The following is a 24,453-nucleotide window of genomic DNA, read 5'->3' on the forward strand; positions in this document are numbered from 1 at the left end:
TCGGCATGGGGTTCCGCCCTTGAGGCGCGTCTTACTTTCTTCTTGCGTCGCCAAGAAAAAGTAAGCAAAAAGAAGGCGACCCTGGGTCGGTGCCGGCTTCGCCGGTGCCCTGCGCTACTCGGGTCTGGCGGGGGCTGCGGAACTCGGGCTGCGCCCTCAGACAGTCCTCGCCTTTTTTCCGCCAGCCCCTGCGTTGCTCGGCACCTCTCAAGGGGCCCGGTAAGGCGTCCACGATCGACCAGTGGATTTGATTTTAGGCTTTTTTTCCGGTTGACCGTGGAAGTCTATTTTTCTCGGGATGGTTGATCGCGCTCCGCTTTTGGGGTCCCCGTGGAAGGCGCTGAGCAACGCAGGCGGGCCGGGGGCAGTCGGCTTGCGTTGTTTGAGCCGAAGGCGAGTTTAGCAAGCCGCCCGGCCTGCCGAGTAGCGCAAGGAACCGGGCAAAGCCCGGCGCCGCCCTCGGGGTCGCCTTCTTTTTGGCTACTTTTTCTTGGCGAAGCAAGAAAAAGTACGCCCGCCAACAGGGCGGAACCCCAAGCCAATTAAACGGGAAATCGCCATGATCCAGTGCAAATCCGGAAATCCCTCCCGCTTACGCGGGCACTCTTACCAGAGCTGCCACCAAGCCGTCTTGCTCTTCAACCCATCCTTGTAGAACCGGCTGGTCGGGAAGTTCTTCTTCATCACGCGATCAGCGTCGTCGCGCAGATCGTTCATGCCCATCTTGTCGTAAGCAGTGACCATGATGAACATCGCTTCTTCAATGGCAGGCGCCTGCGGATAGGTCTTGATCGCGTACTGGGCACGGTTGGCCGCGGCAATGTAGGCGCCACGCTTGACGTAGTAGCGGGCGACGTGGACTTCCAGCGAGGCCATCGCATTGATCAGGTAGTTCATGCGTAGCGTGGCGTCGGGCGTGTACTTGCTGTTCGGGAAGCGGGTGACCAGCTCCTTGAAGGCATCAAAGGCTTCGCGGGCTGCCTTGGGGTCGCGCTCGGTCGGGTCCTGGGTGCTGATCAAGGCGGTCAGACCGAGGTCTTCGTTGAAGTTGACCAGACCTTTCAGGTAATAAACGTAATCGACGGCCGGGTGGCTCGGGTGGAGCTTGATGAAGCGGTCACAGGCGGCCAGCGCCGAACCGGGTTCATTGTTTTTCCAGTACACATAACCCATTTCAAGCTGGGCTTGCTGGGCATAGCGGCCGTAGGGGAAGCGGGCTTCTAGCTTCTCCAGCATTTTGGCGGCCTTGTCCCAGTTGCCGTCGGCCTGTGCATCCTTGGCTTCGCCGTAGAGCTTGCCAGCCGACCAGCCGGCGGTTTCGTCGATTTGCGCCGGCATTGAGCCGCAGCCAGCGATGAAAGCGGCAATGAAAACAGCCATCAGCACGCGGAAGAGAGCGGGGAATGACTGGAATGCAGGTAAACTTCGCACCATGAATGATGATCCTGTTGAAAACTCCGGCGATTATAGCCGAACTGAACCGCTCCACCTGACCGTTCCTGACGCTAGTTACGGCCGCCGTCTCGATCAGGTGCTGGCCGACTTGCTGCCCCAGCATTCCCGCAACCGACTGCAGGGCTGGGTGCGTGATGCCTGCGTGCTGGTCGATGGCAAGGCCGAGACTGAACCCAAGCGCAAGATGATGGGCGGCGAGAGGCTGCTGGTCAGCGAGCCGACTGATATCCGTAACCAGCCCGAACTGCCTGAAGACATTCCGCTCGACGTTGTTTTCGAGGACGAAACCCTGCTCGTTATCAACAAGCCGGCCGGGCTGGTCGTTCATCCGGGCAGCGGCAACTGGAGCGGCACGCTGATGAATGCGCTGCTCCACCACGTCCCGGGGATCGAGGTGGTGCCGCGCGCCGGCATCGTGCACCGTCTGGACAAGGACACCAGCGGTCTGCTGGTTGTCGCCAAGACGCTGGAAGCACAGACCGATCTGGTTCGCCAGTTGCAGGCGCGGACCGTGCGACGCATCTATCTGGCCTTGGCGGCCGGCGCGATGAAGCACGAAGGGACGGTCAACGAGCCGATCGGCCGGCATCCGTCGCAGCGCATCAAGATGGCCATCGTGCCGGAAAATCGTGGCGGCAAGCCGGCGATTACCAATATTCGCATCCTTGAACTCTTCCCGTACACGACCTTCGTCGAGTGTTCGCTGGAAACGGGACGAACGCACCAGATCCGCGTGCACATGGCGGCCATTCATCATCCGCTGGTCGGCGATCAGGTCTATGGCAAGCACAACCCGAAATTGCCCGAGTTTCCGCGGCAAGCCTTGCACGCAACGCGCCTCGGGCTCGTCCATCCGCTGACCGGACTGAAAATGCAGTGGGAAGTACCGATGCCGGAGGATATGCGTGACCTTCTCGATTCCCTGCGCTATGGCTAATCTGCTGGTTCCGGACTGGCCGGCGCCAGCCCGGGTCCGCAGCTTGCAGACGCTGCGCGGTGCCGGATGCAGTCCGGCGCCGTGGGATAGCTTCAACCTTGGTGATCATGTTGGTGACGATCCGGCCAATGTTGCAGCCAATCGGGCCGCCTTGCGCGATCATTTGCCGGCTGAACCGGCGTGGCTCAAGCAGGTTCACGGCATTGCCACGGTCAACCCGAAAAAAAGCCCAAAAATGAAAGAGGCCGATGCGGCCTATACGCGAGATTCCGGCGTGGTTTGCGCCGTGATGACCGCCGATTGCCTGCCCGTGCTTTTTTGCGACCGGGCCGGGACCGTCGTTGCTGCGGCTCATGCCGGCTGGCGCGGGCTGGCGGCCGGTGTGCTCGAAGAAACCATGGCACAGATGGCAGTGCCGGCCGGCGAACTGCTCGCCTGGCTTGGGCCGGCCATCGGTCCATCGGCCTTCGAAGTCGGTGACGAGGTTCGCACTGTTTTTGTCGCGCACGATGTGCAGGCGGCTCAAGCCTTCGTGGCACATGGGCCGGGAAAATGGCTGGCCGACATCTATCTGCTTGCCCGCCAGCGCCTCAATGCGGCTGGCCTCAGTTCAATCAGCGGTGGTGACCGCTGCACCTTCAGCGAAGCGGACGATTTCTTTTCTTACCGCCGCGACGGCGTGACCGGCCGCATGGCCAGCCTGATCTGGCTGGATCGTTAAGCCGGCAATAAATGGGGTGGGGCGTTAGTTATTTGCCTGCCAAATGGTAATAAGGCAGCGAAACGTTCTCGCTGCCTTGGTTTGCCGACTATTTTTTCCAGGCGTCGGCCTGTATCAGCGAATCCTCCCGCCACGCTTCGCGCGCCGCCTGATTGGCCACCCAGTTGGGCAGGAAGGTGAAGGCTTCATCGAGCAGATGTGGCGTGTGGCGACCGGGTGAATAGCGCGTCGAGCGCTCGTAATACTCGCGCAAGGCCGGCTTGAAATTCGGATGGGCGCAGTTGTCGATGATCACCTTGGCCCGTTGCTTTGGCGACAGGCCGCGCAGATCGGCCAGGCCTTGTTCGGTGACGACGACCTGGACGTCGTGTTCGGTGTGATCGACGTGCGACACCATCGGCACGATGCAGGAAATGCTGCCACCCTTGGCGCTTGACGGGGTCATGAAGATGGAGACGAAGGCGTTGCGGGCGAAGTCGCCAGAGCCGCCGATGCCGTTCATGATCGAGGTGCCCATGATATGGGTCGAATTGACGTTGCCGTAGATGTCGGCTTCGATCAGCCCGTTCATCGAGATGACGCCGAGACGGCGGATCACTTCCGGATGGTTCGAGATTTCCTGCGGACGCAGGATGATGCTGTCCTTGAAACGCGGCAGGTCGGCATTCAGTTCGACCAGCGCGTTCGGGCTCAGCGAGAAGGAGGTGGCCGAAGCGCAGGTCAGCTTGCCCGACTTGATCAGTTCGAGCATGCCGTCCTGCAGTACTTCGGTATAGGCCGTCAGGTTTTCGAATGGGCCATCCTGCAAGCCGGCCATCACGGCATTGGCGACATTGCCGACACCCGATTGCAGCGGAAGCAGGTTGGCCGGCAGGCGACCCTTCTTCACTTCATGCTGGAGGAATTCCAGGATGTGGCCGGCGATCAGCTGCGAGTTGGTGTCCGGTGGCGAGAAGGCCGAGTTGCGGTCGGCTTTGTTGGTTTCGATGACAGCGATGACCTTGTTCGGATCGATCTTGTAATACGGTTCGCCGATGCGGTCATCGGTCTTGAGCAGAGGAATCGGTTTGCGGTGCGGCGGCAGGGCCGTGCCATAGTAAATGTCGTGCATGCCCTCAAGCGCCGGGTTTTGCCAGGAATTGACTTCCAGGATGATCTTGTCCGCCTGATCGAGCCAGGTCTTGTTGTTACCAACCGAGGACGATGGAATCAGCCGGCCATCCTCAAGAATGCCTGCGACTTCGACGACGGCGATATCGAGTTTGCCGAGGAAGCCGCCCCAGACGAACTGGGCGACGTGCGACAGGTGGATGTCGATGTACTCCATCTCGCCGGCGTTGATGCGCTTGCGGCAAGTCGGGTCGGACTGGTAGGGCAGGCGCATCTCGATGCCGTCGACCATGGCCAGCGCGCCGTCGAGTTCAGGCGCTGTCGAGGCGCCGGTCCACACGCCGATCTTGAATTTTTGTCCGTGCAGGTTGGCGTCCATGATGCGCTTGGCCAGCGCCGTGGGAACCAGTTTCGGATAGCCAGCCCCGGTAAAACCGCTCATCCCGACATTGACGCCGGATTCGATGAGATTGGCGGCTTCATCAGCCGACATGATCTTGCCGCGCATGGCGGCATTAAGGATGCGTGAACCTCCAACCATGTTTCTCGATGCTCCAGTATTGGGTTATCAACAGATGACAAAAAATACGAATAAAAAAAGAGCCCGCATAAAGCGGGCTCAATCCAGATCCTTAGCGCATGAAGGCCTGGAGGAGACGGGGCGCAATTTATCAAAGTCGCTGCGCGGCAACGAACGAGTTATTTTTGTTTGATAAATTAGTATTTCTTAACTGTGAGGCATCAGGCTTAACGGGCCGGGGTGCTTTCGCTGGCCGGAGCGCTCGGTGTAGCGCTATCGGCAGGCTTGGCGGCTTCTTCCTGCGAGACGTTCGGCAGTACCGGTGGGGTGGCAGGTGCTGGCAGGGAAGGGGAGGCGACTGCCGGCGGCAGTGCTGCGACGGACTCGTCCTTTTTGCCGCAGGCGGTGAGTGCGACGGTAAGCAGTGCGGCGACGAGCAGTGACTTGTTCATGGTGATACCTTTCTTTCAGGGATGTTTGGCGGCACGACCCGATATCGGCCGAAACGAAACATTAGTCAGCGCCTTGCCGAGCGGCAAACGACTAATTATGATGCAATGCTTTAGAAAAACTTAATCGTTAGCCGTGACCTATCGTCTGCCCCCGCTTTCCGCCATGCGCGCCTTCGAGTCTGCGGCGCGTCACCTGAGTTTCAAGAAAGCTGCCGAGGAATTGCACGTCACGCCGGCTGCCGTCAGCCAGCAGATCAAGACCCTGGAAACCTATCTCGGTGTCGCGCTTTTTCGTCGCCTGACCCGGGCGCTGGAAATTACGCCGCAGGGGCGCGCCATGCTGCCGAAGATTCGGGAAGGTTTCGATTGCTTGGCCGCCGCCATCGACAGCACCCGTAGCGAAGCCGATGGCGTGCTCACCGTGACGGCACCTCCGTCATTCGCCACGCGCTGGCTGGTGCCGCGGTTACCGCGCTTTTCTCTGGCGCATCCGGAGGTCGAGTTGCGCCTGTCGAGTCGTGGTGACAGCGTCGACCGGCGTGGCGAAACACTGTTGCTCGACAGTGATCGCGTCGATCTGCGCGAGGCCGGCAGCCTGCTCGCCATTCGTTACGGCACCGGCAATTATCCCGGACTGCAGGTGGAGCAAATTTTCGCACCGGACTGGGTGCCGGTATGCAGCCCCCGCCTGCTCAGCGCCGAGCGCCCGCTGGCCGTGCCCCAGGATCTGGCGCGTCACGTCTTGATCCATGATGAAACCATCGGCGACGAGGAAGGTCAGCCAGGTTGGCAGGAGTGGCTAGCCTGCGCCGGGGTAAGCAACGTCGACGCCGAGCGCGGGCCACGGTTTTCAAATGCCGTCCTCGCGGTTGAAGCTGCGCTTGACGGGCAGGGCGTGGCCCTGGCGCTGAAACCGCTGGTAGAAGCCGATGTGGCGGCCGGGCGTTTGATCGTGCCTTTCGAGATCGCCGTGCCGTCGCCCTTCGGTTATTTTCTCGTGATGCGCAAGGCCGTTGCCCAGCGCGATTCGGTTGCGGCATTTCGTCGCTGGCTCCTAGACGAGGCGTTGGCGGTTAAGCCAAACTGGTCGGCGGGCGTATAATCCGCGCCTTTCCCAAGTAGCAGATTCCCGTGAGTACTCTTTCCTGGATCATTGCCGTTTCGCTGGCTGGCGGCGCTTTGAGCGTCTTCGCCGCAGCAGCGGTGAGTCTCGCGCTCGGCGCGCATCGCATCAGCATGCTGATCTCTTATGCTATCGGTGCCCTGCTTGGTGCGGCCTTTCTGGAAATCCTGCCGCATGCACTCGAACATGGCGATGTACATCGGACGACGGCAACCGTCCTGTTCGGCATCATGGCGTTTTTCGTCCTCGAAAAACTGGTGCTTTGGCGCCATTGTCACCATGACCACTGCGAGGCACACGACGCCCATGCGCCGGCCCATGATCATGGACGCTCCGGCCTGCTCATCCTGGTTGGTGATACCTTTCACAATTTCGTCGACGGCATCCTGATCGCTGCCGCTTTTCTCCAAAGCACCGAGCTTGGCATCGTCACCGCGATGGCCATCATTGCCCACGAAATTCCGCAGGAGGTCGGCGACTACCTGATCCTGCTGCATTCCGGCTACAGCAAGGTGCGGGCGCTAGCCTTCAATCTGTTATCCAGCCTGGCAACGCTGGTTGGTGCCATGCTGGCCTATTTCGCCCTGGCCGAATTGACGGAGTGGATTCCGTCGCTGCTCGCCCTTGGCGCGGCGAGCATGATCTACGTTGCGGTGGCCGACCTGATTCCTGGCCTGCACAAGCGCTCCGAAATCAAGGAGTCGATCCTGCAGGTGCTATTGATCTGTTCGGGTATCGCCTCGATCGCCATCGTCCAGGCGCTGGTCGGCGAGTGATTCACGATGCGCCCGGCGCTGTCGCCGGACCTTGCTGCCGCTCAGCCAGAGCAGCAACGAACAGGGCATAAGCCCGTAAAACAGGAACGAAACGATGCCGGCGACGACGCTGGGTTCGTTGACGGCAATCAGCAATGTAACGTAGAGCCAGCCGATTGCAACAATGTACATAGTGGGCGCCTTGAAGGGGGCCTAATTATGCATGCAAATTCATTGACAGCGCCGAATCGGGTATGGAGAATCCAAAGGCTCAAACCCCGACAACAATAGAGACGAGTCTTCCCATGGCGCAGGGATCGAACAATAACGATGCATTCGCGGGTTCTGCCGCTCAGTTCATGCAAAACGGGCAGAACATGATGCAGCAATTCATGGACTATCTTGGCAAGGCTGGTTCGCCGGCTGGTGCTCTGCCTCCGCCCGCGGTCGATCCGCAGGCGCTGACGGCACTGCAAAAACAGTTCATGGATCAGCAGATGTCGCTCTGGCAGGCGGTATTGAACAAGCAGCAGGGACAGGAGCCAGCCTTCAAGGTGTCGCCCGAGCCCGGTGACCGTCGTTTTTCGGCGCCCGAGTGGAAAGAAAGTCCGATCTACGACTATCTGCATCAGGCCTACCTGCTCAATACCCAGTATTTGAAGCAGGTCGTCGAAGTGATTCCGGCCGAGGATGCAAAATCGAAGGAGCGCATGCGCTTCCTGGCTCGCCAGATGGCTGATGCCATGGCGCCGTCCAACTTTGCCGCGACCAACCCCGAATTCATCAAGCTGGCGCTGGAAACCAAGGGCCAGAGCATTACCGACGGCATCAACAACCTGATCAAGGATTTCGAGAAGGGCCGTATTTCGATGACCGACGAGTCGGTGTTCGAGGTTGGCAAGAATATCGCGACGACCGAAGGCTCTGTCGTATATGAAAACGAATTGATGCAGTTGATCCAGTATGCCCCGCTCACGCCCAAGGTCGGCACGCGGCCGCTGCTTGTCGTGCCGCCGTGTATCAACAAGTTTTACATCATGGACCTGCAGCCCGACAATTCATTGATCCGCTTCATGGTCGAGCAGGGCAACACGGTGTTCCTCGTTTCCTGGCGCAATCCGAAGGAAGCGCAAGGCCAGGCCGGCTGGGATGACTATCTTGAACAAGGGCCGATCACCGCGCTGCGTGTGGTCCAGGAAATAACCAAGGTCAAACAGGTCAATGCGCTGGGCTTCTGTGTTGGCGGCACCATATTGACGTCGGCACTGGCTGTCCTCAAGGCGCGCGGGGAAGATCCCGTTGCTTCGCTGACCTTGCTGACCACCTTGCTTGATTTCTCGGATACCGGAGAAATCGGCCTGTTCATCGACGAAAAAGGTGTTGCTGCACGTGAAGGCACAATCGGCAAGGGCGGTCTGCTACCGGCACGTGACCTCGCCAATACCTTCTCCTTCTTGCGTGCCAACGATCTGGTCTGGAATTACGTCACCGGCAACTACCTGAAAGGCGAGAAGCCGAAGGCCTTCGACTTGTTGTACTGGAATTCCGATTCGACCAACCTGCCGGGGCCGTTTGCCTGCTGGTACATGCGCAACATGTATCTCGAAAACAACCTTCGCGTGCCAGGGAAGCTCGACATGTGCGGGACAAAAGTCGATCTGGGCCAGCTCGACATGCCGGTTTATCTATTGGCTACGCGCGAAGACCACATTGTGCCCTGGCACTCGGCCTATCAGAGCACGCGTCTGCTCGGCGGCAAGAGCCGCTTCGTGCTGGGCGCCTCCGGTCATATCGCCGGCGTGATCAATCCGGTCAGCAAGAACAAACGCAGCTATTGGGTCAATGAAGATGTAAAAAACGATGCTGACGGGTGGTTGACCGCGGCAGAAGAGAGGAAGGGGAGCTGGTGGGCCGACTGGGCTGACTGGCTCAAACCGTTGTCAGGAGAACAGCGGGCACCGCGCAAACCGGGGAATGCCAATTACAAGCCGATCGAACCGGCACCAGGCAGATACGTCAAGGAACGCGCGGTATAAAAACTTCTCGAGAGGGTATAACAATGTCGCGAGTTGCACTGGTTACTGGAGGAATGGGCGGTCTCGGCGAGGCCGTTTGCATCAAGCTGGCCGCATTGGGTTTCAAGGTCGTCACGACCTATTCGCCCGGCAATGCCAAGGTTCAGGATTGGCTGAAGGGAATGAACAACATGGGTTATGGCTTCAAGGCCTACCCGTGCGATGTGACCGATTTCGAATCGGCTCGCGTGTGTGTCGAAACGGTGAGCAAGGAGGTCGGCCCGGTCGATGTGCTGGTAAACAATGCCGGCATCACCCGAGACATGACTTTCAAAAAGATGACCAAGGCTGATTGGGATGCCGTCATTCATACCAACCTCGATTCCGTCTTCAACATGACCAAGCAGGTCATGGAGGGCATGGTCGAGCGCAAGTGGGGTCGGGTCATCAATGTGGGTTCCGTCAATGGCCAGAAGGGCGCCTTCGGGCAGACCAATTATTCGGCCGCCAAGGCCGGCATGCATGGTTTCACCAAGGCGCTGGCGCTGGAAGTGGCCAAGCAGGGGGTTACGGTCAACACCATTTCCCCGGGCTACATCGGCACCAAGATGGTGACGGCCATCCCGCAGGAAATCCTCGATTCAAAAATTCTGCCGCAGATCCCGGTCAATCGACTGGGCAAGCCGGAAGAAATCGCCGGCCTTGTCGCCTACCTCGCTTCCGACGAAGCGGCGTTCGTGACCGGGGCCAATATTTCCATCAACGGTGGTCAGCACATGTACTGACTGGCGTAATTTTTTACCCCGCTCTATTTAACAACAGGAAGGAATAACTATGACTCAACGTGTTGCTCTCGTTACCGGCGCTATGGGTGGTCTTGGAACCGCAATCTGTCAGGAACTGGCCAAGGCTGGCCACAAGGTGGTCGCTTCTTACCACCCGCAATTCGATAACAAGGATGCCTGGCTGGCTGAAATGGCTGAAGCCGGCTTCAAGGATTTTGTCTGTGTTGCTGGCGACGTTTCGTCGCTGGAAGACTGCCTGAAGATGGTTGCCGAAGCTGAAGCCGCTTGCGGTCAGGTCGACATCCTCGTGAACAATGCCGGTATCACCCGTGACCGCATGTTTGCCAAGATGGAAAAGGACGGCTGGGATGCAGTTATCGCCACCAACCTGACCTCGCTGTTCAACATGACCAAGCAAGTCTCTGCCAAGATGGCCGAACGTGGCTGGGGTCGCATCATCAACATCTCCTCCGTCAATGGCGTCAAGGGTCAGGCTGGCCAGACCAACTACTCGGCTGCCAAGGCCGGTGTAATCGGCTTCTCCAAGGCGCTGGCTGCCGAACTGGCCGCCAAGGGCGTGACCGTCAACGCCATCTGCCCGGGCTACGTTGCCACCAAGATGGTTATGGCGATCAAGCCGGAAGTTCTGCAATCCATCATCGACACCGTGCCGATGAAGCGTCTGGCCAAGCCGGAAGAAATCGGTGGCGCCTGCGCCTACCTGGCTTCCGATCTGGCAGCCTTCATGACCGGCGCGACGATGAACATCAACGGCGGTCTGTACTACCAGTAATCTGCCGAACAGCGTTGCGGAGTTCGGCATTGAATATTGCTGAATTTTTGCAATGCAACAGGAACGGGCGCCCTAAAGCGCCCGTTTTTTTTGCTATAATGTTGCGCTGCACACAAACCCGTCCTGAAGGATCAAAGCATGTCGGAACCGGTACGCCTGATCAAGAAATACCCCAATCGTCGTCTTTACGATACCAAGACGAGTGCGTACATCACGCTGGGCGATGTGAAGGAACTGGTCCTCAAGTTCGAAGTGTTCAAGGTGCTCGACGCCAAGACCGATGAAGACCTGACGCGCAGCATCCTGCTTCAGATCATCCTCGAGGAAGAATCAGGCGGCATGCCGCTGTTCTCGAGCGAACTGCTTTCCGGCTTCATCCGTTTCTACGGCAGCACGATGCAGGGCATGCTCGGCAAGTACCTGGAAAACAACATGAAGACCTTCGTTGACTTCCAGGGCAAGTTGCAGGAACAGTCGAAGACCATGTACGGCCCGAATGGCGGCGACAATACCCACATGCAGACGGATTTCTGGAACCAGTTCCTGAACTTCCAGCAGCCGGCCATGCAGAACATGATGACTGCCTATATGGATCAGTCAAAAAAAATGTTTCAGTCGATGCAGGACCAGATGCAAACCCAGACGCGGACCATGTTCACGGGTTTTCAGTACAACCCTGGCGACAAGCCCGAATAAAGGGCTTTGCGGGCAGGTGATCTGCCCGCCACCGCGCATTTCAATTTTGGCCGTTATTTCCGGTTGACCGTAGCAATCCCGCTTGACCGTCGAATCCGCGGTTACAGCACGATCTGCGCCCCCAACTCGACCACGCGATTCGACGGAATCTTGAAGTAGGCCGTCGCGCTGCCGGCGTTGCGGAACATGGCGACGAAGAGCAATTCGCGCCAGTAGGCCATATCCGATTTCAGTTTCGGAATCAGCGTTTCGCGGCCCAGGAAGAACGAAGCGTCCATCATGTCGACGTGCAGCCCGGCCTCGCCGCACAAGGCGAGGGCGGCCGGGATATCCGGTTCGTCCTTGTAGCCGTACTGGACGACGACCTGCGAGAAATTCCCGGCCAGTTTGCGAACCTCGACGCGGTCAATATCCGGCACATACGGCACGTCGAACACCGATACGCTGAGAACCACAACCTGTTCGTGCAGCGTCTTGAAGTGCTTGAGGCTATGCAGCATGGCGTGCGGCACGGCTTCCGGGTCCGGCGTCAGGAAGATGGCCGTTCCGGGTACCCGCTCGATGCCGCCGCCGGCAATGTCTTCGATGAAGGGCTTGAGTTGCAGGGCGTCGGCCGCCAGGCGCTCATGCAGCAGTTCGCGGCCGCGTTTCCAGGTGGTCAGCAGGATGAACACGCCGAGGCCGAAGACCAGCGGGAACCAGCCGCCGTCGGGAATCTTGACCGAATTGGCGAGGAAGAAGCCGAGGTCGATGACGATGAAGGGCAGGGCGCCAAGCACCGCTCGCCACGGGCTCCAGTTCCACAGACGGATGGCGACGGCGATGGCCAGCAGGTTGGTGATCAGCATCGTGCCAGTCACCGCAATGCCGTAGGCGGCGGCCAGATTGGACGAACTGCCGAAGCCGATGACCAGTCCGATGATGGCGATGAGCAGCAACCAGTTGATGGCCGGTAGGTAGATCTGGCCCATTTCGCGATCCGAGGTGTGCTGGATTTCGAGGCGCGGCGTGTAGCCGAGCTGGATGGCCTGCTGAGTGATCGAGAAGGCGCCGGAAATGACCGCCTGCGAAGCGATGATGGTCGCCACCGTAGACAGGATGACGAGCGGGTAGAGTGCCCAGTCGGGGGCGAGCAGGTAGAACGGATTCTGGACGGCTTCCGGGTTGTCGAGGAGCAGCGCGCCTTGGCCAAAATAGTTTATGACCAGGGCCGGCAGCACGTAGCCGAGCCAGGCGTAACGGATCGGTTTGGCACCGAAGTGGCCCATGTCGGCATAAAGCGCCTCGGCGCCGGTGATGCAGAGGACGACGGCGCCGAGTGCGAAGAAGCCGAGGACCGAATTGCCGAGCAGGAAATTCAGGCCATAAATCGGGTTGACCGCAGCCAGGACGGCCGGGTGTTCGATGATGGCCATGGCGCCGAAGGTCGCCAGCACAGCAAACCAGAGCACCATGATCGGGCCGAACAGGGCGCCGACGCTGGCCGTCCCGCGGCGCTGGAAGAAGAACAGGCCGATCAGGATGCTCAGCGTGATCGGCAGCACATAGGGCTTGAAGGCCGGCGTGATGATCTCCAGCCCTTCGACGGCGGAGAGCACCGAAATGGCCGGGGTGATCACACCGTCGCCGTAGAACAGCGCGGCGCCGAACAGGCCGAGGGCAATCAGCAACTTGTGCCGGCGCGACGCCGGGTTGCCCTTGTGCAGGGCCAGCGTCATGAGCGCGATGATGCCGCCTTCGCCCTTGTTGTTGGCGCGCATGATGAAGGACACGTACTTCAGCGTGACGACGATGAGCAGCGACCAGAGGAAGAGCGAAAGCACGCCGAGGACATTGTCCGGCGTGATCGGCACCGGGTGATGGGCGCCGCCGAAGACTTCCTTGATGGCGTAGAGCGGGCTGGTGCCAATGTCGCCATAAACGATGCCGAGGGCGGCCAGAGTCAGCGTGGCGAGACGCTTGTTGTCGGTAACTTGCATGGATTTTCCTTACGGCTGGAAGCGGTAGCCGACGCCTGTTTCGGTCAAAAAGTGGGCGGGCTGGGTTGGGTCGTTCTCTAGTTTTTGGCGCAGATGGCCGACGTAGACCCGCAGGTAATGGCTGCTCTCGATATAGGACGGACCCCAGATTTCGCGCAGCAGGTTGCGTTGGGTGAGCACCTTGCCGGGGTGGCCGAGCAGGGTGGACAGCAGGCGGTATTCGATGGGTGTCAGGTGCACCGCTTCGCCACCGCGCAAAACCAGGCGCCGCGAGAGGTCGACTGTGACATCGCCGAATTCGATGACGGGGGTGACCCCCTCGCCGCTGCGCTGTCGTCGGCGCAACAGGGCGCGGACGCGGGCACGCAGTTCGCCGACGCTGAACGGCTTGGTCAGGTAATCGTCGGCGCCGGCGTCAAGGGCGTCGATCTTGTCGTTTTCCTGCGTACGGGCCGAGAGGATCAGCACCGGCACTTCCGACCAGCCGCGCAGGTCGCGGATCAGGTCGATGCCGTTGCCGTCGGGCAGGCCGAGGTCGAGGATGAGCAGGTCGGGCTTCTGGGCGCCGGCCTCAATCAGGCCGCCGGCCATCGTTTCAGCTTCGATGACGGCGCAGCCTTCCTCCTCGACGGCCGCGCGGACGAAGCGGCGGATGGTCTTTTCATCCTCAATGAGCAGCACCTTGGGTTTCGGCGCGTTCATACGCTTTCCTCCTCAAGGATGGGCGGCGTGCCGCGGGGCAGGGTGAAGCTGATGCATGCGCCGCCTTCCGGCCGATTCGTGGCACGAATGGTGCCGCCATGCGCTTCGACAATGGCCCGACAGATGGCCAGGCCAAGGCCGGTGCCCGGTTTGCCGGCAACGCTGTCGCCACGCACGAACATGTCGAACAGGCGGTCGTTGTCGGTATCCGAAAAGCCGGGGCCGCGGTCGCTGACGGCGATTTCGACAAACTCGCCGGCCGGCTGTGCCGTGATCTCTAGGTTGGTATTCAGCGGTGCGTACTTGGTGGCGTTTTCAAGCAAATTGCAGAAGACGCGTTCGAGCAGCACGGCATCGAATTCCAGCAGCGGCAGGTCGGGCGGCAGGCTGACCTTGACCGGATGGGCGACGAGGGCGCTTTCGATGAGCTTGATGCTGGCGCCGATGACTTCCTCGAGCGGTTGCCATTCGCGGCGCAGATTGATTTCGCCGGCATTGAGGCGCGCCATGTCGAGCAGGTTGCCGACCAGATTGGCCAGGCGGGCGGCCTGTTCGTGCATCGACTGGGCGGTTTCCAGGGCCGTGTCGGGCAGCGCCGGCTTGATCAGGAACAGCGAATCGGCCAGCCCGACCAGCGCCGTCAGCGGCGTCCGCAAGTCATGGGAAAGCGCCGACAGGATGGAGCTGCGCAGTCGCTCGGCAAGCATCTTGAACTGCGTCGACTGGGCGACGTCGACGTAATGCAGCCGTTCGAGCGCGATGCCGATGAGCGAGGCCAGTGCTTCGAGCAGGGCGACCTGTTCGTCGGGCACGCTGACGACTTCGGCCGGGAAGGCGATGGCGAGCACGCCCCGGGTCCGCATCGAAGCGCGCAAGGGCAGATAGAGCGCGGCGTAGCCGCTGCCGGACATTTCATGATTGCGGACCGTTTTGCCGCTGTCTTCGGCAATGTTGGCGAGCAGCGGATTGACCTTGCAGGCGGATGTGGTCGATGTTGCCAGCGTTGGATGGCCGTGCTCGTCGGGTAGCAGAATGAGCGATTCTGCTTCAAGCTGCGCCTGCGTGAAACTGCGCGCGATGTCGACGACCTGCGCCAGGGTCAGCGCGCCGGCCAGTTGCCGGGCGGCGTCGTAGAGCGCCTGCGTGCGTTGTTCGCGGGTCTGCGCTTCGCGCGCCTTTTGTTTGAGGCCGGCGGCCAGTTGGCCGGTGATCAGGCCGGTGATCAGCATGACGGCGAAAGTCACCAGATACTGGATGTTTTCGACGGCCAGCGAAAAGCGCGGCGGGACGAAAAAGATGTCAAAGAGCAGGACGCCGAGAACTGATGCAAGCACCGCACTGCCGCGCCCGAAAGTGATGGCGACGAGCAATACCGTGAGCAGAAAAAGCATGACGATATTGGCCGGATCGAGATAGCCAAGCAGCGGTGTCGCCACCAGCGTTGTTGCGGCACACGCCAGGACCGTGAGCAACGTCCGCTGCCAGGGTTTGAAACGCTCTGGCTGTGGGGTGACCACGGGGGTTTCGCTGTTCATGATTTTCTTTCTGCAATCCGACATTTCCAGCCTACGTCGTCGCGTCTAAAAACAATGAATATTCTCGCCATCCCGGCGTAAAAATGTCGTAAAGATTTGAGCCAGGCGATGGCTGCCGGGGGGGCTTAAGGCAGGAAAGTTTGAAAGCCGAGCCCGGGGCCGGTCGGTAGTTGCAACTGACCGCCGACGATGGCTGGCGTGGCGCCCGTGTCTTTGGCAAACCAGTCGGCCATGGCCAGGCCGTGCACGGCGTCCGGCGCCACGGCGGCGGCGAGATGGGCACAGGCGAGCAGGCCGCAGGCGCTTTCCAGGCTTGAGGTGACGATGACCTCAAGGCCGGAAGCGCGGCCTCGCAAGGCCAGTTCGACGCTGGCCAGCAGGCCGCCGTGGCGGGCCGGTTTGATGACGATGCGGCCGACCGGCGGATGGCGGAAAAAGTCGGCGTCAAGGAGATGGATCGACTCGTCGATGGCCAGCGGGAAAGCTGCGGTCGACTGCAATTTTTGCAGTAAAACTTGCGTCGGCTCGGCCAGTGGTTCTTCGAGACCTTCGATGGGCAGGCTGGCGCAGGCGGCGATGAAGCTTTGGGCGTCGGCCCAGTTCCAGGCACGGTTGGCATCGAGGCGCAGGCTCAGTCCGGCGGGCAAGGCGCCAGCGAGCTGGTGCAGGGCGGCGATTTCGTCGCTGACCGGGGCGATGCCGACTTTGAGCTTGAGGACGCTGAAACCGGCGTTGGCTGCGTCGGCCAGCGCCTCCGCAGAGCATTTCAAAATTGGCCCAAAATTCCGGTTGACCGTGAGATTGCTTACCGGCGGTTCGCCACTGAGCCAGGCGTTGAGCGGCAGGCCGGCTTGCTGGGCGATCAGGTCTAGGTGGGCACATTCTTCGGCGAAGGCTGTTGCCAAGGCCTCGCTGATGCCGAATTCGGGCAACGGGGCGCAGTCGCCCCAGCCGGTCAGATCTTCGGCCGATTGCAGGCGGAGCAGGCGGCCTTGGCGCTGATAAAACTCGCCGCGGCTGGTTTGCCACGGGCGTTTGAGCGGTAACGAGTAGGGCAGCCAGTCAGCGCCGATGATTTTCACGGCCGTTTGCGATACTTGCCGAAGTTGGGCGGGCGGCGTTCGAGCCAAGCGTTGCGGCCTTCCTGGCCTTCTTCGCTCATGTAGAACAGGCCGGTGGCGTTGCCGGCCAGTTCCTGGATGCCGGCCAGTCCGTCGGTGTCGGCGTTGAAGCCGGCCTTGATCATGCGCAGCGCCATGGGCGACAGCTTGAGCATGTCGCGGCACCAGTTCACCGTTTCTTCTTCAAGCTTGTCGATCGGCACGACGGCGTTGACCAGCCCCCAGGCTAGTGCCGTCGCGGCATCGTACTGGCGGCAGAGCAGCCAGACTTCCTTGGCCCGCTTGAGACCGATGGTCCGCGCCATGAGTCCGGCGCCGAGGCCGGCATCGAAGCTGCCGACGCGCGGCCCGGTCTGGCCGAAGCGGGCGTTGTCGGCGGCCAGGGTCAGGTCGCAGACGAGGTGCAGGACGTGGCCGCCGCCGATGGCAAAGCCGGCGACCATGGCCACCACCGGCTTGGGCAACCGGCGAATCTGCATCTGCAAATCGAGCACATTGAGGTGCGGCGTGCCGCCTTCGTCGATGTACCCTTCGGCGCCGCGCACCTTCTGGTCGCCGCCAGAACAGAAAGCCTCATTGCCGGCACCGGTCAGGATGATGGCGCCGATGGCGTTGTCGCGATGGGCGCGGTGGAAGGCGTCGATCAGTTCATTGACCGTTTCCGGGCGAAAGGCATTGCGCTTTTCCGGCCGATTGATGGTGATCTTGGCGATGCCTTCGGCGGTTTCGTAGAGGATGTCGGTGTAAGCGTGGGCGCTTTGCCAGCTGATGCTCTGAGTCATGTTTTTTGAATGGTTGGGCAGGAGGACAGAGTATAGCCGGGCCTTGGCAAGGCAGCATCGGCGCCGGGGCGCTGGATTTCGCCGCGCAGAGTGGCTATGGTAAATCCATGTAATTGTCGTGCGTTTGAACCACGCCCGTGCAAAAATGTCTGTCTAGTGTTGTGCTGGAAATCCATCGTGAAAGAACGTCGCCGCTCCCCTCGCGTATTTCTCCAAGGCCATGTCTCCCTGAGTCTAGGGGGCATGCACCTTGAGTTGCCGGCGGCTGACATTTCGGTTTCCGGTATTGGCGTGCTGATCGATGCGGCCGTTCTCGGCGCCAAGCCGAGCGGTGAAGTTGGTGTCTGCCGGATCGATTCGCCCGATCTTGGCGGAAAGGTCGAAGCCTACGTCAGCATCATGCGCATCCGCCGGCTTGGTGAGCGCCGGCTGGTTGGTTTGCGCTTCGAGTCGATCAGCGATGACGAACTCGAACTGATTCGCGAATACAAGCGGAAGTGCCGGGAAACCCCGGCAGCTTCCTGATTGTTCTTCCTCAGGGCCGGAAGAAAGTTTCCAAGTCCTGAAATACCGCGTGGTCGGCGTTGTGCCGGCGAATCGCGATGACATCCTCAAGCTTTTCCACCTGCTTCATCATCTGCGCCAGCCGCTGGTCTTCGTTGACCAATAGCCAGATGCGGCTGTGCTGGCCATCGCCGACGGGCAGGCAGAGGATGCCTTCGACGTTGTAGGAGCGGCGCGAAAACAGGCCGACGACGTGCGACATGACGCCGGCGTGGTTATTGACGTCGATTTCCAGCACAGCGCGGGCCAGTGCGTTTTGTTCATTACGGTTGATCGCGTTCATCTCAGGCTCCAATCATGTCGCGGTTGGCGGCGCCCGGTGGCACCATGGGATAGACCTTCTGTTCGGCATCGATGCTGGCGTGGATCAGGCAGGGGCCGGGGCGGGAAATGGCCTCCATGAGCGTCGCGCAGGGGTTGGCCGAGGTGTCGAGGTCGACCGCGGCGATGCCGAAACCCTGGGCGATCTTGACGAAATCCGGCGACGATCTGAACTGCGAGGCGAACAGGCGCTCGCCGTAGAACAGCGTCTGCTGCTGGTGTACGAGGCCGAGCGTGGCGTTGTCCATGAGCACGATCTTGATATTCACGTTTTCCTCGGCGGCGGTGACCAGTTCCTGGATGTTCATCATGATCGAGCCGTCGCCCGTAAAGCAGACGACAGTGCGCTGACGTTCGGCCAGCGCCGCGCCGATGGCGGCCGGCACGCCGAAGCCCATGGTGCCTAGCCCGCCGGAGGTCAGCCATTGGCGCGGCCGGCGTAGCGGGTAAGCCTGGGCGACCCACATCTGGTGCTGGCCGACGTCGGTGGCGATGATGGCATCATCGTCGAGGCAGGCGGCGACGCTCTGGATCAGGCCGAAATGCGAACGCGGATTGTCGGTGCTGTGCAGATCGAACGGGAACTCGGCTTTCAGGGCATTGCTACGGTCAACCCAGATTTTTCGCGAATTTTGAAATACGGCCGGCAGCAATTGGCCGAGTGCTTCGCCGATGTCGGCCGTGATGCCGATGTGCGCCGTTTTGATCTTGTCCAGTTCAGCCGGGTCGATGTCGATGTGGATGATCTTCGCCTGCGGGCAAAAGGCTGCCACCTTGCCGGTCGCCCGGTCGTCGAAACGGGCACCGACGGCGATCAGCAGGTCGCATTCGTCGAGCGCCAGATTGGTGTAGCGGGCGGCGTGCATGCCGAGCATGCCCAGCGCCAGCGGGTGATCGACCGGCATCGCACCGAGCGCCATGAGCGTCATGACGGTCGGCAGGCTGGCCTTTTCGGCCAGTTCAATCGCAGCCACAGCAGCGCCGGAATGGATGACGCCGCCGCCAAGGTAGAGGATCGGCCGTTCGGCCGCGTTGATCATCGCCGCGGCCTGTTCGATCAGCGTCGAATCGGCAGCCGGGGCAGGAAGGGCGCGACCGGGTTCCGGCCATTCGCTGATCTCGATAGCCTGCGTCTGCACGTCCTTCGGGATATCGATGAGCACCGGGCCGGGACGGCCGGAGGCGGCGATCCGGAAAGCGCGCGGGATGACTTCGAGCAGTTCATCGGCCGACGAAACGAGGAAGTTGTGCTTGGTGATCGGGATGCTCAGACCGTAGGTGTCGACTTCCTGAAAGGCATCAGTGCCGATCATCGCCTTCGGCACCTGGCCGGTGATGGCGACGAGCGGAATCGAATCGAGCTTGGCGTCGGCGATGGCGGTCAGCAGGTTGGTCGCGCCGGGGCCGGAGGAGGCCAGGCAGACGGCCGGCAGTCCGGTGGCGCGGGCCATGCCCTGGGCCATGAAGCCGGCCCCCTGCTCGTGGCGGGCGAGTACGTGATGGATGGCGGACGACTGGCCGAGCGCATCGTAGATCGGCAGGATGGCGCCGCCGGGTATGCCGGCCACGGTGCGGATGCCCTGGCGTTCAAGCAGGCGCACGGTGATCTGGGCGCCGGTGAGAGTTTCTGTCATGGAGGTTTCCTTTTGGTTGGTGGCGCAACCGGCGGGCTCCAAAAACAAAAACCCCGCCGGTTTGCGCCGGCGGGGTTTGGGGTTCTGTGCTGCTTCTGCTTACCCGATCCGCGACGGCGCGTGCATAACGACGCCTACTACGACTACGCGTACGACAACCGGTTCCACTGCAAAGGCAGTGGCTGAGCGGAAGGTACGGCGTGCGTTCATCGGATTTCCTGAGAATGGGCAAAAAAAACAGTTTTCGAACTATGGATTAGCTGGGCAACAAAATCAAGTACCAACGGGGCTTTGAGTTGACGGGCGCGCAACAGATATTTACATGCGCCAATCTTGACTTGGATGGTGCCGGGTCGTTTACACTTGAATCCCGGTGGAGATGAAATTCAAGTATTTGAAATAATTCGCGAATTTGGAATATAGATGGCAAATAAGCGCAAGGTTCTGGTTGTCGATGCATCGAGAGTTGTTCGTGCATCGCTGACCAAGCAACTGTCTGATCGTTTTGAAGTCCGTGATGAGGACAATGACGAGTCGGCATGGCAGACCATGGTCCTCGACAGTGCCATTGTTGCCGTCGTCTCCGGAATGACCCTGGACAGAGACGATGGCCGCGGCTTGCTTGAGCGCCTGCGCGACAGCAAGTTGTCGCGCTTGAAGAACGTTCCGTTTTTGCTGATGGTTTCGAACAGCTTTTCCGATGATGAACGGCAAAAAGCGAAAAACTCAGGTGTTACCGAATTTGTCGTGAAGGGATCGACCAGTCCATCGATCGAAAGCCTTGTTTCGGCCCAGATGGAGTGGCGAGAGGACGCAGCAGATGGGCGCGTTCAGGCGCCACCGCCGCTTCCTGAAGAACCCTTCGAGCAGTTTGGTGCGCAATCCGATATCGGCATCAGCAACATCATGGGGCAGATTGCCGGACTGGAGCCAACGGAGCGCGAAGAGCCGGGAGACGACGACTACAGCAACGACGATACGGTGCTCGCCGAAGAGATGCTTGAAGAGTATCTGGCGAAAACTTTACCCGAGGCGCAGGAGGGCCATGGCGTAGGCGTTCTGGCCTTCGGCCTCGACGGCTATGATGATCTGGTCGTTCGCTACGGGGCCGAATTGGCGTTCAGTTCGGCGCAGCGATTCTGTTTCCTGTTGTCGAGGAAGATTCGGCCGGAAGACTTTATCGGGCAACTCACTGATGGTCGGGTGGTGATTGTGACGAGATCAACGTCTGCCTCGATTTGTGCCGGATTTGCCAACCGTATCTGCAAGGCGATGGCGAGCGCGCAGATATCCGTCGAAGGCCAGCGCATCCATCTGACAGTCAGCGTTGGCGTCGCGGTTGTTCCCGATGACGGCGTCGAGTTGTCGGAGCAGGCTCTGCTGCAACTGGCCTACGAGCGCCTCGATACTGCCGCCCGGGCCGGTGGCAATCGGGTCATGGCCGCATCGGGCCTGCAGGGGGCCGGCCTTGGTGGTTGTGAATCCTTCGTGCCTCAACTAAAGGAACTGCTGGCGACGATCGATCCTGCAGAATTGAGGCCCTGCCTGGGGACGGTCGGGATGCAATTGATGCCCATCCTCAGGGAACTCGACAAACACTTCCGTTTCGAGTTGCCAATCGAGGAAATCAACAAGCGCCTGTGGGATCGCGCCCGGGCCGAACGAATGGTTTCCTGATCATTGCCGCAGAGGTGGCAAGGCTGGCTGGGAGCCGGCTTTTGTCCATTGCGGATCAGCCGATTTGTTGGATACTTCGAGACTATTGATGGGGCGATAGGATCGGCATGAGCAGTCCACACGGGGAAAATCGTATGACCGACACGCAGAGCGATCCGGAGAACGGTCGCGTTCGGCTCTTTCACGCCAGCCTGGTCTGGCCGCTACAGCTTGAACCGATGGCGATTACCGGTAGCGAGGGACGGCACTGGGAAATTTTCGAGTCGCGGACGGAGACGCATCCGTGGCGCCGGATTGATGACGAGTTCATGGAGGATGCCGGCCAGTTCAAGGAGCGCCATTACCGTGAGTTCGTTTCATTTTTGCCCTATGTCCAGCGCTTTCTCTACGGTGAGGGCCGCTCGCGCAATTCGTCGCGGGAAGACCCGCCGGGTGGCTCGCCGATGCACGTTTTCCGGCGCAAGGATATTGACCGGCTGCGTGTGACGCTGCGCAAGGGGCAGGCGCCGATCGAGCTCGACATCGTGCACCTCGATCTCTATTTCTTCCATGACCTTGATGTCGTGCAACTCAATCTCGAGGTGCGGGCCAATAACCTGCCGCTCGATACCGTGCGCGATTTCCTGTTCCGCTTCGGGCGGGCTTATCCGTCCGGCTGGGAAGAGGGCGGCGAAGGTTTGCACAACGTCTATCTGGCTGAGTGGATTGGCGTCGATGGTCAGGTCATTGCCCGTTCCGATGCAGAAAAACGCGAGAAATATCTGAGCTACGTTTGCCAGCATCGCAGCCCCTGCATTTCGGAGCATTGGGCCAGCCTGCTGCGGCCGATGGTGCTGGCGCATTCCGACGAAGAGGGCGATTTGCGTTACCGCCTGATCGAATACCAGCGCATGCCGGTCATGGCCTTTCTTGCCGTGGATCAGCCGCGCACGCTATGTCGCGAGGAGTGGGTACGTATCGGTCTGGCGACCATGCTGCACCCGAACGAAACGCTGCCGATCAACGAACCAGGCGTCATCGAGTTCGAAAGCCGGTTCTGTCACGACCGTTTCTGGACCGACAGCGAGGCCGGGCCGAACACGCGCTTCATGTGCACCGGCAACGCCTTCACGGTGGTCGGCGATACGGCATTTCCGTTTTTTGTCGATGGCGAGCGCGGCGTTCTGGCGCAATTCCGTCACCAGTATTTTCTCGTTTTCCTCATCGCCCATTTGCATCGGGCTTCGCTGCTGGCGTTTTCCGAGGTGCTGGTCGATGCGGTCAATGATCTCGATATCCGCAACGATAATTCCGTCCGCCGCTTCAAACGGCGGATCCGGGCCAATTTCGAAACCTTCCTGCGCTTCACCCACCGCTACTGGTTCCACGAGCTTTCCGAACGGCCGCACGTGCAGGCGATGTACCGGCTGTGTTCCAATCATCTGCACAACGATGCGCTGTACGACGATGTCCGCGACGAAATTCGCGAGATGAGCCATTACCTCGACAGCGACTCGCAGCGCCGGCAATCGAACACCGTCGTCCGGCTGACCGTGATCACCATTCTCGGTCTGATTGCGACGGTGACGACCGGCTATTTCGGCATGAACATCATTGCCTTTGGTGACGGTTCAATATTCGAACGTGCGCTGCACGGGCTGATTGCCACTTCTGTGTTCGTCGGGTTGGTGCTGTTTGCCGTGGCCAAGTCGAAGCGCATGTCCGATTTCCTTGAAGCCTTGTCAGACGAAAGGCTGACGTTGAGCGGCAAGTTCCGCGCGCTATGGGGTGTGGTTGGCAAGACCGAGCGCTGATTCAAGGGCCGGAAAGCGATTTCATTTTTGGCTGTTTTTCCCGGTTGACCGTGGGAGCCCGCGCATCATGCCAATTTCCTGGGCAGTTTCCGGTCCGATCAGCGTATCGGCAAGGCTGATCGGGATTTCGGCTGTCTGCCCGTCCAGCGGAATGCGCCCGCCCATGATTTCTGCCATCTCCTGTGGCAGGCGCGGGTCGCGTCCCGGTTCGGCATAACCCTGCGGGTAGATCGGCTGCAGGGTCGCCAGATCATATTTGTCCGTAGCGCCGAAGGTATGCAGCATTTCGTGGGCAATGACCACGGCGTTCTGCCGGCGCTGCAGGCGTGAAGCGTAGGCATGGATGACACCGATCTGCCCCTTGCTGAGGCCGGTCGAATGAGGCACCGACGCGTGGAGTGCGGGATCGTGAAAGAGCACGAACAGCCGGACATGCGGTTTCGGGCCGTCGATCTTGTCGTGCTGGGATGCCCACCAGCGCAGCTTCAGACTCCACAATACGGCATCCATTGCGCTCGGCTGGCTCGGCCGCAAGGGCGGTATTTCGGCCAGCGGCGGTGAAACGCGCAACGCCACCGGTTGCAGTATGGCGAGACCCTGTTTTTCCGTCTGTTGCTGCAGCCACTGCGCAATTTCCGTAAAGCTTTCGTTATTCAGGCCGCTAACGTAGGCGGCGGTGGCTGGAGAATTGTCGCCGGCAATCGGATAGATCGCGACATGGATGGTGTGTTCCCAAGCCGTCAGCCGGGAATTCGAGCGCCACGCGCCGAGGCCGACAGTGGCGAGGACAAGCAGCAGGAGCAGGATGCGGAATTTGCGGAACATGTTAGCGGGCAGGTATTTCCCGACTGGGTGGTCAGGCGTTCAGGGGATCGACGGGCCGAAAAATATATCAATTCAGGCGAAATGAGAAAATGAACAAAAAGTCAGTAATGTAAGCGGCATTTCACCGAATGAATTAAACTACTCCTTTGGTCGTAACA

The 24,453-nt window shown here is 60.3% G+C and carries 23 protein-coding genes; 11 read left to right on the forward strand and 12 right to left on the reverse strand.

The genetic code is table 11. From position 1 onward, the window contains the following. Nucleotides 1-606: 606 nt before the first annotated feature. Complete coding sequence (locus WBK19_RS16735; protein ID WP_511291741.1) at nt 607-1,380, reverse strand: outer membrane protein assembly factor BamD; 774 nt, start codon at nt 1,378-1,380, stop codon at nt 607-609. A gap of 52 nt (nt 1,381-1,432) precedes the next feature. Between WBK19_RS16735 and rluD the strand changes: the two genes are divergently transcribed. After that, a complete protein-coding gene (rluD, locus tag WBK19_RS16740; protein WP_511291743.1) occupies nt 1,433-2,392 on the forward strand; it encodes a 23S rRNA pseudouridine(1911/1915/1917) synthase RluD in 960 nt (319 codons plus the stop codon). Continuing rightward, on the forward strand, nt 2,385-3,113 hold the full coding sequence (pgeF, locus tag WBK19_RS16745) for a peptidoglycan editing factor PgeF (RefSeq protein ID WP_511291843.1): 729 nt from the start codon (nt 2,385-2,387) through the stop codon (nt 3,111-3,113). Before rluD ends, pgeF begins: the two co-directional genes overlap by 8 nt. A gap of 88 nt (nt 3,114-3,201) precedes the next feature. Here the strand turns inward: pgeF and scpC are convergent, their stop codons facing one another. Both scpC and WBK19_RS16755 read right to left on the reverse strand, forming a co-directional pair. Further along, on the reverse strand, nt 3,202-4,764 hold the full coding sequence (scpC, locus tag WBK19_RS16750; RefSeq protein WP_511291745.1) for a succinyl-CoA:acetate CoA-transferase ScpC: 1,563 nt from the start codon (nt 4,762-4,764) through the stop codon (nt 3,202-3,204). Nucleotides 4,765-4,970: 206 nt separating this feature from the next. Next, nucleotides 4,971-5,195, reverse strand: a complete 225-nt coding sequence (locus tag WBK19_RS16755) for a hypothetical protein (protein ID WP_511291747.1) — start codon at nt 5,193-5,195, stop codon at nt 4,971-4,973. Nucleotides 5,196-5,328: 133 nt separating this feature from the next. Here WBK19_RS16755 and gcvA point away from each other — a divergent pair, with 133 nt between their 5' ends. Further along, the gene (gcvA, locus tag WBK19_RS16760) at nt 5,329-6,297 is read left to right on the forward strand and encodes a transcriptional regulator GcvA (protein ID WP_511291749.1); all 969 of its coding nucleotides are present in this window, start codon (nt 5,329-5,331) and stop codon (nt 6,295-6,297) included. Nucleotides 6,298-6,326: 29 nt separating this feature from the next. Further along, the gene (locus WBK19_RS16765; protein ID WP_511291751.1) at nt 6,327-7,094 is read left to right on the forward strand and encodes a ZIP family metal transporter; all 768 of its coding nucleotides are present in this window, start codon (nt 6,327-6,329) and stop codon (nt 7,092-7,094) included. Here WBK19_RS16765 and WBK19_RS16770 read toward each other — a convergent pair. Next, the gene (locus WBK19_RS16770) at nt 7,035-7,265 is read right to left on the reverse strand and encodes a hypothetical protein (RefSeq protein ID WP_511291753.1); all 231 of its coding nucleotides are present in this window, start codon (nt 7,263-7,265) and stop codon (nt 7,035-7,037) included. The two genes, WBK19_RS16765 and WBK19_RS16770, sit on opposite strands and share 60 nt — an antisense overlap. 113 nt (nt 7,266-7,378) lie before the next feature. Here WBK19_RS16770 and phaC point away from each other — a divergent pair, with 113 nt between their 5' ends. The 4 genes from phaC to phaR all read left to right on the forward strand — a co-directional run bounded on the left by phaC (nt 7,379) and on the right by phaR (nt 11,362). Further along, entirely contained in the window at nt 7,379-9,109 is a 1,731-nt protein-coding gene (gene phaC, locus WBK19_RS16775) for a class I poly(R)-hydroxyalkanoic acid synthase (protein WP_511291755.1), read from the forward strand. Between the two features lie 23 nt (nt 9,110-9,132). Then, the gene (gene phbB / locus WBK19_RS16780; RefSeq protein WP_511291757.1) at nt 9,133-9,873 is read left to right on the forward strand and encodes an acetoacetyl-CoA reductase; all 741 of its coding nucleotides are present in this window, start codon (nt 9,133-9,135) and stop codon (nt 9,871-9,873) included. Between the two features lie 49 nt (nt 9,874-9,922). Continuing rightward, the gene (gene phbB / locus WBK19_RS16785) at nt 9,923-10,666 is read left to right on the forward strand and encodes an acetoacetyl-CoA reductase (RefSeq protein ID WP_511291759.1); all 744 of its coding nucleotides are present in this window, start codon (nt 9,923-9,925) and stop codon (nt 10,664-10,666) included. Nucleotides 10,667-10,804: 138 nt separating this feature from the next. After that, nucleotides 10,805-11,362: a polyhydroxyalkanoate synthesis repressor PhaR gene (phaR, locus tag WBK19_RS16790; protein WP_511291761.1), complete on the forward strand. Its 558-nt coding sequence runs from the start codon at nt 10,805-10,807 to the stop codon at nt 11,360-11,362. 101 nt (nt 11,363-11,463) lie between these two features. On the opposite strand, the gene WBK19_RS16795 is transcribed toward phaR, so the two are convergent. The 5 genes from WBK19_RS16795 to menB form a co-directional block, all read right to left on the reverse strand. Further along, on the reverse strand, nt 11,464-13,341 hold the full coding sequence (locus tag WBK19_RS16795) for a potassium transporter Kup (protein WP_511291763.1): 1,878 nt from the start codon (nt 13,339-13,341) through the stop codon (nt 11,464-11,466). Nucleotides 13,342-13,350: 9 nt separating this feature from the next. Next, nucleotides 13,351-14,043 (reverse strand): two-component system response regulator KdpE, encoded by a 693-nt coding sequence (gene kdpE / locus WBK19_RS16800; protein WP_511291765.1) that lies wholly within the window; start codon nt 14,041-14,043, stop codon nt 13,351-13,353. After that, nucleotides 14,040-15,578 (reverse strand): DUF4118 domain-containing protein, encoded by a 1,539-nt coding sequence (locus WBK19_RS16805; protein WP_511291767.1) that lies wholly within the window; start codon nt 15,576-15,578, stop codon nt 14,040-14,042. Before WBK19_RS16805 ends, kdpE begins: the two co-directional genes overlap by 4 nt. 125 nt (nt 15,579-15,703) lie before the next feature. Further along, complete coding sequence (locus WBK19_RS16810) at nt 15,704-16,660, reverse strand: o-succinylbenzoate synthase (protein ID WP_511291769.1); 957 nt, start codon at nt 16,658-16,660, stop codon at nt 15,704-15,706. After that, the gene (gene menB, locus WBK19_RS16815) at nt 16,657-17,481 is read right to left on the reverse strand and encodes a 1,4-dihydroxy-2-naphthoyl-CoA synthase (RefSeq protein ID WP_511291771.1); all 825 of its coding nucleotides are present in this window, start codon (nt 17,479-17,481) and stop codon (nt 16,657-16,659) included. The genes WBK19_RS16810 and menB overlap by 4 nt, the downstream gene beginning before the upstream one ends. A 177-nt stretch (nt 17,482-17,658) precedes the next feature. On the opposite strand from menB, the gene WBK19_RS16820 reads away from it, so the two are divergent. Further along, a complete protein-coding gene (locus WBK19_RS16820) occupies nt 17,659-18,006 on the forward strand; it encodes a PilZ domain-containing protein (protein WP_226495669.1) in 348 nt (115 codons plus the stop codon). Nucleotides 18,007-18,016: 10 nt separating this feature from the next. On the opposite strand, the gene ilvN is transcribed toward WBK19_RS16820, so the two are convergent. Together ilvN and ilvB are read right to left on the reverse strand one after the other, a co-directional pair. Next, complete coding sequence (gene ilvN, locus WBK19_RS16825) at nt 18,017-18,328, reverse strand: acetolactate synthase small subunit (protein ID WP_511291773.1); 312 nt, start codon at nt 18,326-18,328, stop codon at nt 18,017-18,019. Between the two features lies 1 nt (nt 18,329). After that, complete coding sequence (gene ilvB, locus WBK19_RS16830; RefSeq protein WP_511291775.1) at nt 18,330-20,000, reverse strand: acetolactate synthase large subunit; 1,671 nt, start codon at nt 19,998-20,000, stop codon at nt 18,330-18,332. A 423-nt stretch (nt 20,001-20,423) separates the two neighbouring features. On the opposite strand from ilvB, the gene WBK19_RS16835 reads away from it, so the two are divergent. Both WBK19_RS16835 and WBK19_RS16840 read left to right on the forward strand, forming a co-directional pair. Then, nucleotides 20,424-21,677 carry a GGDEF domain-containing response regulator gene (locus tag WBK19_RS16835; RefSeq protein ID WP_511291777.1) on the forward strand — a complete coding sequence of 418 codons (1,254 nt, stop codon included), beginning with the start codon at nt 20,424-20,426 and terminating at the stop codon, nt 21,675-21,677. Between the two features lie 134 nt (nt 21,678-21,811). After that, nucleotides 21,812-23,470, forward strand: coding sequence for a CorA family divalent cation transporter (locus WBK19_RS16840; protein WP_511291779.1), 1,659 nt, complete (start codon nt 21,812-21,814; stop codon nt 23,468-23,470). Between the two features lie 21 nt (nt 23,471-23,491). Here WBK19_RS16840 and WBK19_RS16845 read toward each other — a convergent pair whose 3' ends face one another. After that, nucleotides 23,492-24,295, reverse strand: coding sequence for a hypothetical protein (locus WBK19_RS16845; protein WP_511291781.1), 804 nt, complete (start codon nt 24,293-24,295; stop codon nt 23,492-23,494). Nucleotides 24,296-24,453: the final 158 nt, after the last annotated feature.

The sequence above is a fragment of the Azonexus sp. genome, assembly GCF_049652925.1.
Taxonomy (GTDB): Bacteria; Pseudomonadota; Gammaproteobacteria; order Burkholderiales; family Rhodocyclaceae; genus Azonexus.